The organism is Nocardioides jensenii JCM 1364 = NBRC 14755 (genome assembly GCF_001552535.1).
In the GTDB taxonomy this organism is placed as follows: Bacteria; Actinomycetota; Actinomycetes; order Propionibacteriales; family Nocardioidaceae; genus Nocardioides; species Nocardioides jensenii.
Genome location: NZ_BCRJ01000044.1, coordinates 28,760 through 41,877, shown reverse-complemented (window position 1 = coordinate 41,877; position 13,118 = coordinate 28,760). Strand labels below are relative to the sequence as shown.

Sequence of the window (13,118 nt, the reverse complement as noted above, 5' to 3'; positions counted from 1 at the left end):
CCACAGGCCGGAACTTCTCCATCGATCAGGCGCCCGCCGCGGCGGGGAGGTGTACGACGAACCTGGCGCCACCGCCCGGCGCACGGGAGACGCTGGCCTCTCCCCCGTGGGCGCGGGCGATCTCACGCACGATGGCCAACCCGAGCCCGGAGCCGCCGTCGTCGCGAGCCCGTGCCTCGTCGAGCCGCACGAATCGCTCGAAGATGCGCTCCCGCTCGGCCTCGGGCACGCCGGAGCCGTCGTCGTCGACGCTCAACCACACGGTGGTGGCGTCGGTGCCGACCGCCACCTGCACCCGGGTGGCAGCGTGTCGGGCAGCGTTGTCGACCAGATTGCGGGTCACCTGGGCCAGCGCCGCCCGGTCGCCGAGCACGCGTCCCGGTGCTATCGACGAGCCGTCGACGCCCAGCGTGGGGTGCAGACGACGAGCCCGCTCGACCTCGGCCAGCGCGAGGTCGTCGAGGTCGACCTCGCGGGTCGGCCCGGCGCCCCCGCTCTCGTCGGCCCGGGTCAGCAGCAGCATCTGGTCGACCAGCCGCTGCATGCGCAGGGACTCCTCGAGCACGGCCTGGGCCAGCTCGCCCTCGGGCAGCGCTCCCGGGTGGGCGATCGACACCTCAGCCGTCTGTCGCAAGCCGGCCAGCGGCGAGCGCAGCTCGTGACTGGCGTCGGAGACGAACCGCTGCTGTCGATCACGGGACGTCTCGAGGCGGTCGAGCATCGCGTTCATGGTCACCGCGAGGCGGTGAATCTCGTCGCGCGAACCGGGTGGCTCCACCCGGGTGCCGAGCCGGGCGCCGGTGATCTGGTCGACCTCGCGGCGCATCCGCTCCACCGGAGCCAGCGCCCGACCGACCACGACCCACACCGTCGCCCCGACGACCAGCAGGACGACCGGCAGGCCAACGGCCAGCAGCGGGACCAGGGCGGCGGTCGACTCGTCGGCGTCCTCCTGGGAGACGGCGACGCTGACCACGTACTCCCCCAGGTCCGTGTCGGCCTCCTCGGCGGCCACCACGTAGTCGTGGTCTCCTCCGTGCAGCTCGACGCCTCGGGCATCGTCCTCGGGGAGGCCGGCGGCCACCGGCTGCGAGGTGAGGACGACGGCTCCATCGGGCCCGCGGACGACGATGACGACGTCCTCGGGCTCATCGTCGTCGTCCGGCTCGTCGTCCTCCTCGCCGTCGTCCGTGTCGTCGAGCGAGGAAGGCAGCCCGCTCCGCTCGATCTGGTCGGCCAGGTCGGAGGCACGTTGTTCCGCACTCGTCTCCAGCCCGTCCAGGAGCGACTGCCGCAGCAGCACGACCAGCAGGGCCGCACCGGCCGTCATCGCCACGGCCACGACGACGAGAGCGCCGATGGTCGCCCGGAGCCGCACCGAGGCCCGTCGACCGGCGCGCCTACCCACCGTTGCCCGCCAGCCGGTAGCCCGCGCCGCGCAGGGTCTCGATGGCTTCGCGGCCGAACGGCCGGTCGATCTTGTTGCGCAGGTGGCGGACGTAGACCTCGACGATGTTGGGGTCCCCCTCGAAGTTGACGTCCCACACGGCCTCGAGGATCTGCTGTTTGGAGACCACGTCGCCGCGGTGACGCATCAGGAACGCGAGCAGGGAGTGTTCACGGGCGGTCAGGTCGACCTCGTCGTCACCGCGCCACACGCGTCGGGCCGCCGGGTCGAGCCGGAGGTCACCGGCCTCCAGGACGGTCGGCCGTTCGGTGGCACCACGCCGGGCGACCGCACGCAGTCGGGCGACCAGCACCGGGAACGAGAACGGCTTGGTCAGGTAGTCGTCGGCACCGGTGTCGAGACCCTCCACCTGGTCCCACTCCCCGTCCTTCGCGGTGAGCATCAGGATCGGCGTCCAGTTCTGCTCCGCGCGCAGGGCAGCGCACACCTTGTAGCCGTTGATCCCGGGCAGCATCAGGTCGAGCACGATCGCGGCGTAGTCGTTCTCGCGCGCCAGCCACAGGCCGTCGGTGCCGTCGTGGGCGACGTCGACGGCCATGCCCTCGGCTTCGAGCCCGATCTTCAGCGATCGGGCCAGCCGCACCTCGTCATCGATCACCAGCACACGCATGGGGTCGATTGTGACGGGTCATGACTGAATCCGCGCTGAACGGGCCGACCGGCGGAGAAGTCGGCTCAGAAGTCGCAGGTGGAGGACGACCGCATCACGGCCCTCCGGTCCAGGCGCAGCAGCATCGGCACCGCGTCTTCGTCGATCCAGTGCCTGGCCCCGGCCTCGCTGACCACCCAGAGGTCCGGGCCACGGAACTCGACGTCCTCTGCGCCCGGGACCGACCCGACCTCCTGGCCGCGGGGTCCGTGCAGCTCACCGCACGAGATCCGCGAGGAGGAGTGCCACACACCCGTCCGGTCGCCGGCAACGCCCTGCACCCGGTTCGGGACCCGGCCCCGGCCGGTCACGCCCGCGTCGCTGGAGTCGCGGACTCGATGGCGCAGGTCGTCGACGCCCGGACGTCGTACGTCGGCGAGCGCGAACCAGGTCAGGTGACCTCGACCGACGGAGCGGTACTCCGCGAAGCCGAGTCGACCCCTGTGGATGACCAGGGTCGATCCCTTGATCCCCGGCTCGATGCGCCAGACCCGCAGCACGGGGTCACCCCGGCCGATGCGATCGGGATCGAGCAGCCACAGGCGTTCCGCCTCGGCCAGCCAGAGTCCGTCCTCGGTCAGCTCGAGGCCACCGCCGTGACGGCAGAAGGTGAGCCGGTCACCGTAGACGTTCGCCTCGATCCTCGGGGTGAAGCCCACCGTGCGGCCGGTGCGCAGGTCCACCCGGGCGATCTGGCAGGCGCGGTCGGTGCGGTTCTGGACCCAGCCGTAGCCGCCGACGAATGCCGTGCGTCCGCGCAGGGCCAGGCCCTGCGGCACGAAATCGTCATCGGCCTGCTTGATCCAGTACGCCGCACAGACCGCGTGGTCGACTGGGAAGGAGCGCAACCGCCTCGATCCGTACGACGGCACCTCGCCGCGGACCTCGTCGTGGGAGATGCCGGAACAGCGATCGCCCGGTTCGGCCGACGACGGATCAGAGTCCCCGGAGGTCGACGTACAAGCGGTCAGGCTGAGCAGCAGCGCCAGCGCGACGGCACCGGCGCGGCGCATCAGAGCTCGGGGAACCAGATGCCGATCTCGCGCGCGGAGGACTCCGGGGAGTCGGAGCCGTGCACGATGTTCTGCTGCACCTTGAGGCCCCAGTCACGGCCGAGGTCGCCGCGGATGGTGCCGGGCAGGGCGCCGGTCGGCTCGGTGGCGCCGGCCAGGGACCGGAACCCCTCGATGCAGCGCTGGCCCTCGATGACCATGGCGGTCACCGGGCCCGACGACATGAACTCGACCAGGGGCTCGTAGAACGGCTTGCCCTCGTGCTCGGCGTAGTGGGCCGCGAGCTGCTCGCGAGTCGGGGTGGTCACGGCGAGCGCGATCGGCACGTAGCCCTTGGCCTCGATGCGGCGCAGCACCTCCCCGCTGAGTCCGCGACGGTAGCCGTCGGGCTTGACCAGGACCAGGGACCGTTCGATCGATTCGCTCACGACGCACAGCCTAACCAGCGACGCGGCGAGGGTGCGCCCCCGGTCAGGCGGTACGCCGGCTGCGGCGCACCAACCCGATCAGCAGGCCCACGACGATCACCACCGCGAAGGCGACGCCGATCCCGCAGCGGGTCGAGAGCCCCGAGCCGATCGCTGCGTAGAAGGCGGACAGCCCGATCGTGGTCCAGACCAGCGCCCAGGCGGCACAACCGGGCAGCATGACCAGGGTGTAGCGCCAGGCCGGCATCCGGATCACACCGGCGCCGGCGTTGACCACGGTCTGTGCGCCGACGGTGAGGAACGAGAGCGGCACGGCAATCGCACCCCAGCGGCGCAGGGACTCGATGCCGCGGCGGGCCGAGCTGCCCTCCAGCCACGCGTGCAGCCTCGCGGCGGGGCCCGACGTCGGCGCGGTGTGGTCCAGCGCCTGCTGGGTCACCACTCGGGCGATCCAGTAGGTCGCCTGGGCACGCAGGAACACCACGGCGAAGAAGATGGCCCAGACCGTGGAGCCCGACCCCTCGGGGAGGTGCAACGTCAGTCAGTTCCAGCTTCGTAGGCGGCGTACGCCTCGGCGCGCTCGCGCTCGATCTTCTTGCCCAGGAAGTACGCCGTGCCCCACAGCAGCGCGAAGAGCCCGCCGAGGAAGAACATCGTCGGCACCAGGAAGCCGACCGCGATGGCCGCGACCTGGATCGCCCAGCCCGCGCCGTAGGCCCACTCCTTGCGCAACATTCCGGCCACCACGATGCAGGCGACGGCCAGACCGAGACCGATCGTCAACGCCGCCGCGACACTCACGTCGGAGAGGGTGATCAGCACCGGTGTGGTCAGGCCCAGGCCGATCGCCTCCAGCGACAGGATGCCGGCACACATGCCCCGGCGCGGTGAACGCTGCCTCTCGCTCATGCGTTGCGGCCCTTCAGCATCGACCTCGCCTCGCCGACGGTGACCACGGAGCCGGTCACCAGCACCCCGCCGGCACCGAACGCGTCGCTGATCGCCTCGCCGGCCTCCGCCATGGTGGCGGCCTGGTCGATCGCATCGGCCAGCCGCGGGGTCACCGTGACCCGGTCCTCACCGAAGACCTCGCGGGCCACCTCGGCCAGGGACTCGGCACTCATCGCCCGCTCGGTCGAGTTCTGGGTGCAGATGATGTGCGACAGGTGCGGCTCGAACGCGGCCAGCAGTCCTTCGTAGTCCTTGTCGGCCATCACCCCGATCACCCCGATCAGCGGCGAGAACGCGAAGGAGTCCTCCAGGGCTGCGGCGGTCGCCTCGGCGCCGTGCGGGTTGTGGGCGGCGTCGAGCACCACCGTCGGACTCCTGCGGATGACCTCGAGCCGTCCGGGGGAGGTGACCTCGGCGAGCGCCTCGCGCACGATCGCGTCGTCGAGAGCGTCCTCGCCGACGAACGCCTCGACCGTGGCCAGCGCCACCGCGGCGTTCTGGGCCTGGTGGGCGCCGTAGAGCGGGAGGAAGAGGTCGTCGTACCGGGCCCGGAGCCCCTGCAGGGAGATCGTCTGGCCGCCGACCGCGGGCACCCGGGTGATCACGCCGAACTCCATGCCCTCGCGGGCCACGGTGGCGTGCACCTCGACGGCGCGGGCCAGGAGCACCTCGGCGACCTCGGGGGTCTGCTCGGCGATGATCACCTGTGCGCCCTCCTTGATGATGCCGGCCTTCTCCTGGGCAATCGCGGTCACGCTGTCGCCGAGATACGTGGCGTGGTCGATGGCGATCGGGAGGACGACCGCGACCCGGCCGTCGGCGACGTTGGTGGCATCCCACGAACCGCCCATGCCGACCTCGACGATCGCCACGTCGACCGGGGCATCGGCGAAGGCACTGAACGCCATGCCGACCACCGCCTCGAAGAAGGACAACGGGTGCGGCTGGTCGGCATCGACCAGGTGCGTGTAGCCGGCGACATCGTTGAACGCGCGCACGAAGGCCTCGTCGTCGAGAGGCTCACCGTCGATCGAGATCCGCTCACTCATCTTCTCCACGTGCGGACTGGTGAAGCGTCCGGTGCGCAGGTTCATGGTGCGCAGCAGCGAATCGATCATCCGCGACGTCGAGGTCTTGCCGTTGGTGCCGGTCAGGTGGATCACCGGGTAGGACGCCTGCGGGTCGCCCAACAGCTCGGTGAAGGCGCGGATCCGGTCGAGGCTCGGCTCGAGTTTGGTCTCGGGCCAGCGGGAGAGCAGCGCGTCCTCGGCCTCGGCGAAGGTCTCGGCGGAACGGGGCTGCGGGGAGGTTTCAGTCATGGCGTCCCCGAGTCTAGTGCCGGGTGGTCGCGCCCAGATCATCTGCGCCCGGTCGCTGATCACGACGCCGGGCAACCTGCATCCGCCCGTGGAGCCGCGACGGCGGCCGGTGAGGGCTCGGGTCTCAGCCCCGGACGTGCAGGTTCCCCATGTCGACCACCGGTCGGTACCCGAGCCGCTGGTAGATCGCGTTGGAGACCGGGTTGGCCTGGTCGGTGAACAGGCAGGCCCGCACCCCGTCGTCGAGAATCCGGCGGGACACCGCGGCCACCGCGGCACTGGCGTAGCCGCGACCGCGTTGTTCCGGCGGCGTGTAGACCGGGCCGATCCTCGCCACGCCGTACGACGGGGCGCTGGCACCGGTCAGGTGCACGGGACGGTCGTTCTCGTCGACCCAGAACCAGATCCGGCCCTCCTCGATGCGCACCAGCACGTCATCGATGCCGACGTGCTCGGCGAGCGAGGGATCCGGCTCTCTGCCTGCCTGCTTGTCGGCCTCGGTGTGGAAGTCACGGAACCAGTCCAACGCCAGTGGGCCCTCAACGATCCGGGCCGCGCGGAGCGAGCCGGTCGGACGCTCCGGCTCGACCAGGTCGCCGAGCTCGAAGAGCCGGGTGTGCTCCCACACCCTGGCCGTCCCACCAGTGAGAGCCGCCAGCTCGTCGGCGACCTGCCACGCAGCCGGTAGGGCACCGTTGACGCCACCGACCTCCTCGCCGCGGCTGTGCAGGATCCGGGCCAGCTCGCGAGCCGCGATCTCGGGCATCGCGAGCACGAACAACGGGTAGGGCGCGAACGGCGCCGTACGCATCGCCTCTCCCACGACTGCGCCGGAGGCATCACGGATCACCGCCCACCACATCTCGTAGGGAAGCTGCGCGGGCGGGTCGCCGGCCTCGAGGGAACGCACCATCTGCTCGCTCACGGTGGCGATCACGGTGCCGGTCACCGGATCGGCAGCCAGGTGCTCGCCGGCCGCGGCCAGGAAGGGCCGAGGATCGGTGAACATCTCCAGGGTCACGGCAGCGCTCATGACCGAACGCTAGTGGCGCCGACCTCCTCGCGAAACCGGATTTTCCGGACGGCCTCGCGGCCTCCGCGTCACGGATCGGAACTGGTTCGCGACCCATCGGTTCTCACACGTAACATTCCGCCCATGACTGAGACTCCGAACACCGCCGACCTGTCCGAGACGACGCCCGCCGACGCGCGCGCCGTCGTCGTACCGGACAAGCCCGCGCTCGAGGGTCTCGAGGAGAAGTGGTCACAGCTGTGGAAGGCCGGCGACGTCTACGCCTTCGACCGCACCCAGCCCCGGGAGAACGTCTACTCCATCGACACTCCCCCGCCGACGGTGTCCGGCTCACTGCACGTCGGCCACGTGTTCTCCTACACCCACCCCGACCTGATCGCGCGCTACCAGCGCATGCAGGGCAAGACCGTGTTCTACCCGATGGGCTGGGACGACAACGGCCTGCCGACCGAGCGGCGCGTGCAGAACTACTTCGGCGTGCGCTGCGACCCGTCGCTGCCCTACGACGCCGACTTCACGCCACCCACCAAGCCTGACCCCAAGAAGCAGGTGCCGATCAGCCGGCCGAACTTCGTCGAGCTCTGCGAGCAACTCGTCGTCGAGGACGAGAAGGCCTTCGAGGCGCTGTGGCGTCGCGTCGGCATCTCGGTCGACTGGTCGCAGGACTACACCACGATCGGCCCCAAGGCCCAGACGGTGAGCCAGACCGCGTTCCTGCGCAACTTCGCCCGCGGCGAGGCCTACCTGCAGGAGGCCCCCACCCTGTGGGACGTCACGTTCCAGACCGCCGTGGCCCAGGCCGAGCTCGAGGCCAGGGAGTACGCCGGCGCCTACCACCGGGTCGCCTTCCACAAGGTCTCGGCAGGCTCGACCACCGACGAGCCCCTGTTCATCGAGACCACGCGTCCCGAGCTGATCCCGTCGGTGGTTGCCTTGATCGCGCACCCCGACGACGAGCGGTACGCCGACCTGTTCGGCACCACCGTCACCTCGCCGGTCTTCGGCGTCGAGATCCCGGTGCTGGCCCACCCGGCCGCCGAGCCCGACAAGGGCGCCGGCATCGCGATGTGCTGCACGTTCGGTGACCTGACCGACGTCCAGTGGTGGCGCGAGCTGCAGCTGCCGGTGCGCACCGTCATCGGTCGCGACGGCCGGTTCCTGCGCGACACCCCCGAATGGCTGGCATCCGAGCAGGCGTCGGCGGCCTACGAGGACCTCAAGGGCAAGACGGCGTTCAGCGCACGCGAGGCGGTCGTCGCCAGGCTCAGGGAGTCCGGCGACCTGGACGGCGACCCGAAGCCGACCCAGCGGATGACGAACTTCTACGAGAAGGGCGACAAGCCCCTCGAGATCGTGGCCACCCGCCAGTGGTACCTCCGCAACGGAGGCCGCGACGCGGAGCTGCGTGACGAGCTGGTCGAGGACGGCAACGCGATCACCTGGATCCCGGCCCACATGAAGCACCGCTACGACAACTGGGTCGGCGGGCTCAACGGCGACTGGCTGATCTCGCGCCAGCGCTTCTTCGGCATCCCGTTCCCGGTCTGGTATCCGCTCGACACCGACGGTGAGCCCGACTACGACCACCCGCTGCTGCCCACCGAGGCCCAGCTGCCGGTCGACCCGTCGACGGACGCACCACAGGGCTACGACGAGGCGCAGCGCGGGCAGGCCGGCGGTTTCATCGGCGACCCCGACGTGATGGACACCTGGGCCACCTCCTCGCTGACCCCGCAGCTCGCGGGCGGCTGGGAGTCCGATGACGACCTGTTCCAGCGGGTCTTCCCGATGGACCTGTGCACCCAGGCCCACGACATCATCCGCACCTGGTTGTTCTCCCGGGTCGTGCGCTCCCACCACGAGAACCACACGGTGCCGTGGTCGCACGCGATGATCTCCGGCTTCATCATGGACCCCGACCGCAAGAAGATGTCGAAGTCCAAGGGCAACGTGGTCGTGCCGACCGAGATCCTCGACAAGTTCGGCGCCGACGCCGTGCGCTGGCGTGCCGCGATGGCCCGCCCGGGGCTGGACTCGCCGTTCGACGAGACCCAGATGAAGGTCGGTCGGCGCCTGGCGATGAAGGTGCTCAACGCGTCGAAGTTCGTGCTCGGCAGCGTCGGCGCCACCGAGCTGAACCCGGCCGCGATCTCGGCCCCGGTCGACTGTGCGCTGATGGGGCGCCTGGCCAACGTGATCACCGCCACCACCGAGGCGTTCGAGGCCTACGACTACACCACCGCCCTCGAGACCGTCGAGAAGTTCTTCTGGGAGTTCTGCGACGACTACCTCGAGCTGGTCAAGGAACGCGCCTACGCCGAGGACGGCGGCTCCCCGACGGAATCCGCGAAGGCCACCCTGGCCGGCGCCCTGCACGTGCAGCTGCGCCTGTTGGCTCCGTTCCTGCCCTACGTGACCGACGAGGCCTGGTCGTGGTGGCAGGAGGGCTCGGTGCACCGCGCCTCGTGGCCGACCGCCACCGAGCTCGGTTCGGCGGCGGCCGCCCAGGGCAGCATGCTCACCCACGTGGCGGCGGCGCTGACCGGCATCCGTGGCGCCAAGTCGCAGGCCAAGGTCACCCAGCGCACCGAGGTGTCGCGTGTGGAGTTCACCGGTGCGCAGGTCGCCCTGGACGCCATCGCCGCTGCCCAGGACGATCTGATGAAGGTCGGCAAGATCACCGGCGAGTTCGTGCTGACGCCGGTGGCGGATGCGACCGAGCTGACCGTCGACGCCACTCTGGTTCCCCCCGCCGAGTAGTCGACCCGTCGTGAGTTAGCGCTGACCTGTCGTGAGTTCGTCGAACTCACGACAGGTCAGCGACGGTGGTGGCCGCGGTGGTGGGCGCCACCACGGTGACCCGAGTGCCCGTGGGCAGAGCCCGTGCGGTGCCCGCGACTGCTCGAGAGTCCCGTGCGGTGCCCCGTGCCCTCACCGCGTCGGTGGGCCCGGCCCCGGTCGGATGAGTGGTGCCGGTTCTGCTGGTCGGCCCGGGCCGAGGCGTGGTGGTCCCACGTGCCTGCGCGGAGCATTCTCGCCCGGCGAAGTGCGGTCGGTGCCCCCGCCGTTGCGGCGGCCCTCGCTCGCGTCCCCTTCGTGGGGGTCGTCCCCACTGAGGAGGCCTTCGACCTGGCCAGGTACGGCGCCCGCGCGACCGGCCGGGCCGTCCTGGTCTCCGAGGGACCGCTGCGTTCGGTGCTCTGGGCCCGCTGCGGGGCGGTGGCGACCGGTGCGGACGTGCCGGGGCTTCGGCCGGCCGGCGCGTCGTCGCCATCGAGCAGGACAGCGCCGGCGGAGATCACCTGCGAGGCGAGGTCACGCGGGGACACGTCGCCTCGGGCGACACCGATCAGGGCCTCGGCCCTGAAGGTGTAGCCCATGAAAAGGGCGCAGCCCAGCGCGATCACGACGAAGGCGAAAAGCGGCCTCTTGTGTTCGGAGCTCATTCACGTCCCTGGCTGGTGGTTGTCAACTGCACCCAATTCTCACGGGCGCGGACGTGATTCGCCGCATCGGACGGGAGAAATGATCCAAATGGACTACGGGCGCCCGGACCAGTCAGGTCAGGACGCCCGGGTCGGCGAGCAGGATCAGGCAGACTTCTTCTTCTTGGGCTCGGCCTCACGCGGGATCAGCGTCGGGTTGACGTTGTCCTCGACGACCTCGCGGGTCACCACGACCTTCGCGATGTCGCCGCGCGACGGGACGTCGTACATCACGTGCAGCAGGACCTCTTCGATGATGGCGCGCAGCCCGCGGGCACCGGTGCCGCGCTCCATCGCGCGGTCGGCGATGGCGGCGATGGCCTCGTCGTCGAACTCGAGCTCGACCCCGTCGATGGCGAAGAGGCGCTGGTACTGCTTGACCAGGGCGTTCTTCGGCTCGGTGAGGATCTGCACCAGAGCCTCACGGTCGAGCTTGGTGACACTGGTGATCAACGGCAGACGACCGATGAACTCGGGGATCAGGCCGAACTTGGTGAGGTCCTCGGGGCGCACCTTGGCCATCAGGTCCTCGGCCTCGCGCTCGGCCTGGCCGCGGACGTCGGCGGTGAAGCCGAGAGTCTTCTTGCCGACGCGCTGCTCGACGATGTGCTCGAGCCCGGCGAAGGCACCGCCCACGATGAACAGGATGTTGGTGGTGTCGATCTGGATGAACTCCTGGTGGGGGTGCTTGCGCCCGCCCTGCGGCGGCACCGAGGCCGAGGTGCCCTCCAAGATCTTCAGCAGGGCCTGCTGCACGCCCTCACCGGAGACGTCGCGCGTGATCGAGGGGTTCTCCGACTTGCGGGCCACCTTGTCGATCTCGTCGATGTAGATGATGCCGGTCTCGGCCTTCTTGACGTCGTAGTCGGCGGCCTGGATCAGCTTGAGGAGGATGTTCTCGACGTCCTCGCCGACGTAGCCCGCCTCGGTGAGCGCGGTGGCGTCGGCGATCGCGAACGGCACGTTGAGCATGCGGGCCAGGGTCTGCGCCAGGTAGGTCTTGCCGCAGCCGGTCGGGCCCATCACCAAGATGTTGGACTTGGCGACCTCGACGGCCTCGTCCTTGGCGTGCTTGCCGGTGTCGGCCGCGCCACCGGCCTGGACCCGCTTGTAGTGGTTGTAGACCGCCACCGCGAGCGACTTCTTGGCGTGCTCCTGGCCGATCACGTAGGAGTTGAGGAAGTCGAAGATCTCCTTCGGCTTCGGCAGCTCCTCGAGGCCCACCTCGGAGCGCTCACTGAGCTCCTCCTCGATGATCTCGTTGCAGAGGTCGATGCACTCGTCGCAGATGTAGACACCCGGTCCGGCGATCAACTTCTTGACCTGCTTCTGGCTCTTTCCGCAGAAAGAGCACTTCAACAGGTCGCCTCCGTCACCAATGCGTGCCACGGGCGGTCATCCTTCCTCAGCCAAATCAACTTCTCGACGGTACCCCGTGTCCGGCCGCATGCGCTGCCGGACACGAGGTCCGTTCGGGGTCATGCGAGCGCGGGGAGCGCCTTGCGGGACTCGAGGATCGCGTCGACGAGGCCGTATTCGACGGCGGCGTCGGCGGTGAGGATCTTGTCGCGCTCGATGTCGCGGCTGACCTCCTCGACGGACTTTCCGCTGTGGTCGGCGATCATCTTCTCCAGCATCTCGCGCATGCGGATGATCTCGTTGGCCTGGATCTCCAGGTCGGAGATCTGGCCGCCCTGGCCCTCGGTGTAGGGCTGGTGTATCAGGATGCGGGAGTTGGGCAGGGCCAGACGCTTGCCCGGGGCCCCGGCCGCGAGGAGCACGGCGGCAGCCGACGCGGCCTGACCCAGGCACACGGTCTGCACCTCGGGCTTGATGAACCGCATCGTGTCGTAGATCGCGGTCAGCGCGGTGAAGGAGCCACCGGGGCTGTTGATGTAGATGGAGATGTCACGGTCGGGGTCCATGGACTCCAGGCAGAGCAGCTGGGCCATCACCGCGTTGGCGATGTCGTCGCTGATCGGCGTACCGAGGAAGATGATGCGGTCTTCGAAGAGCTTGCCGTAGGGGTCGATCCGGCGGAAGCCGTAGGAGGTGCGCTCTTCCCACTGGGGGATGTAGTAGTTCATGGCTCAGGCCTTTCCGTGGGCCGGGCGGCCTTGGTCGGTGGTCTCACGGGCGTTGGTGATCACCTGGTCGATGAGGCCGTACTCGAGGGCCTCGGTCGGGGTGAACCAACGGTCACGGTCGGAGTCGCGCTCGATCTCCTCGACCGATCGGCCGGTGTGGTGGGCGATCAGCTCGCCGAGCTGCTTCTTCAGCAGCAGGCTCTGCTGGGCCTGGATGCGGATGTCGGAGGCGGAGCCGCCGATGCCTCCGGAGGGCTGGTGCATCATGATGCGCGCGTGCGGGAGGGCGTAACGCTTGCCCGTCGTGCCGGCGCACAGCAGGAACTGGCCCATCGAGGCGGCCAGGCCCATGCCCACGGTGGCCACATCGTTGGGGATGTAGTTCATCGTGTCGTAGATGGCCATGCCGGCGTCGACGGAGCCGCCGGGACTGTTGATGTGCAAGAAGATGTCGGCCTCGGGGTCCTCGGCCGAGAGCAGCAGCAGCTGGGCGCAGATCGCGTTGGCGTTCTGGTCGCGCACCTCGGAGCCGAGGAACACGATGCGCTCGCGCAGCAACCGCTGGTAGATGTGGTCATCCAGCCCGTAGGACGCGCCGCCGCCGTTGGCTTCGACACCCGCGGACCGCTGGGGCTCATTCGTCTGGCTCTGGTTCTGGTTCACGAGAGCGACATTAGCCGCCGGG

At 69.7% G+C, this 13,118-nt stretch carries 13 protein-coding genes; 1 reads left to right on the top strand and 12 read right to left on the bottom strand.

Translation table 11 applies throughout. From position 1 onward, the window contains the following. Window positions 1-25: 25 nt before the first annotated feature. From NJ4_RS10960 to NJ4_RS10925, 8 genes are all read right to left on the bottom strand, one after another. Window positions 26-1,408 (bottom strand): sensor histidine kinase, encoded by a 1,383-nt coding sequence (locus NJ4_RS10960; protein ID WP_067434400.1) that lies wholly within the window; start codon window positions 1,406-1,408, stop codon window positions 26-28. Then, the gene (locus NJ4_RS10955; protein ID WP_067434397.1) at window positions 1,401-2,078 is read right to left on the bottom strand and encodes a response regulator transcription factor; all 678 of its coding nucleotides are present in this window, start codon (window positions 2,076-2,078) and stop codon (window positions 1,401-1,403) included. Before NJ4_RS10955 ends, NJ4_RS10960 begins: the two co-directional genes overlap by 8 nt. Before the next feature lie 65 nt (window positions 2,079-2,143). Continuing rightward, a complete protein-coding gene (locus tag NJ4_RS10950) occupies window positions 2,144-3,130 on the bottom strand; it encodes a hypothetical protein (RefSeq protein WP_067434394.1) in 987 nt (328 codons plus the stop codon). After that, complete coding sequence (ndk, locus tag NJ4_RS10945; RefSeq protein ID WP_067434391.1) at window positions 3,130-3,558, bottom strand: nucleoside-diphosphate kinase; 429 nt, start codon at window positions 3,556-3,558, stop codon at window positions 3,130-3,132. The genes NJ4_RS10950 and ndk overlap by 1 nt, the downstream gene beginning before the upstream one ends. Before the next feature lie 43 nt (window positions 3,559-3,601). Continuing rightward, entirely contained in the window at window positions 3,602-4,093 is a 492-nt protein-coding gene (locus NJ4_RS10940) for a DedA family protein (RefSeq protein ID WP_067434387.1), read from the bottom strand. Window positions 4,094-4,095: 2 nt separating this feature from the next. After that, complete coding sequence (locus tag NJ4_RS10935; RefSeq protein ID WP_245644533.1) at window positions 4,096-4,467, bottom strand: DUF4233 domain-containing protein; 372 nt, start codon at window positions 4,465-4,467, stop codon at window positions 4,096-4,098. Beyond that, window positions 4,464-5,828 carry a bifunctional tetrahydrofolate synthase/dihydrofolate synthase gene (folC, locus tag NJ4_RS10930; RefSeq protein WP_067434381.1) on the bottom strand — a complete coding sequence of 455 codons (1,365 nt, stop codon included), beginning with the start codon at window positions 5,826-5,828 and terminating at the stop codon, window positions 4,464-4,466. Before folC ends, NJ4_RS10935 begins: the two co-directional genes overlap by 4 nt. 124 nt (window positions 5,829-5,952) lie before the next feature. Beyond that, window positions 5,953-6,861: a GNAT family N-acetyltransferase gene (locus NJ4_RS10925; protein ID WP_067434378.1), complete on the bottom strand. Its 909-nt coding sequence runs from the start codon at window positions 6,859-6,861 to the stop codon at window positions 5,953-5,955. Between the two features lie 123 nt (window positions 6,862-6,984). Between NJ4_RS10925 and valS the strand changes: the two genes are divergently transcribed. After that, window positions 6,985-9,621 carry a valine--tRNA ligase gene (gene valS / locus NJ4_RS10920; RefSeq protein WP_067434375.1) on the top strand — a complete coding sequence of 879 codons (2,637 nt, stop codon included), beginning with the start codon at window positions 6,985-6,987 and terminating at the stop codon, window positions 9,619-9,621. 56 nt (window positions 9,622-9,677) lie between these two features. Here the strand turns inward: valS and NJ4_RS10915 are convergent, their stop codons facing one another. The 4 genes from NJ4_RS10915 to NJ4_RS10900 all read right to left on the bottom strand — a co-directional run bounded on the left by NJ4_RS10915 (window position 9,678) and on the right by NJ4_RS10900 (window position 13,096). Then, complete coding sequence (locus tag NJ4_RS10915; protein WP_067434372.1) at window positions 9,678-10,307, bottom strand: hypothetical protein; 630 nt, start codon at window positions 10,305-10,307, stop codon at window positions 9,678-9,680. 144 nt (window positions 10,308-10,451) lie between these two features. After that, a complete protein-coding gene (gene clpX / locus NJ4_RS10910; protein ID WP_067434369.1) occupies window positions 10,452-11,735 on the bottom strand; it encodes an ATP-dependent Clp protease ATP-binding subunit ClpX in 1,284 nt (427 codons plus the stop codon). Between the two features lie 89 nt (window positions 11,736-11,824). Next, on the bottom strand, window positions 11,825-12,433 hold the full coding sequence (locus tag NJ4_RS10905) for an ATP-dependent Clp protease proteolytic subunit (protein ID WP_067434366.1): 609 nt from the start codon (window positions 12,431-12,433) through the stop codon (window positions 11,825-11,827). A gap of 3 nt (window positions 12,434-12,436) precedes the next feature. Then, the gene (locus NJ4_RS10900) at window positions 12,437-13,096 is read right to left on the bottom strand and encodes an ATP-dependent Clp protease proteolytic subunit (RefSeq protein WP_067434363.1); all 660 of its coding nucleotides are present in this window, start codon (window positions 13,094-13,096) and stop codon (window positions 12,437-12,439) included. Between the last annotated feature and the right edge of the window lie 22 nt (window positions 13,097-13,118).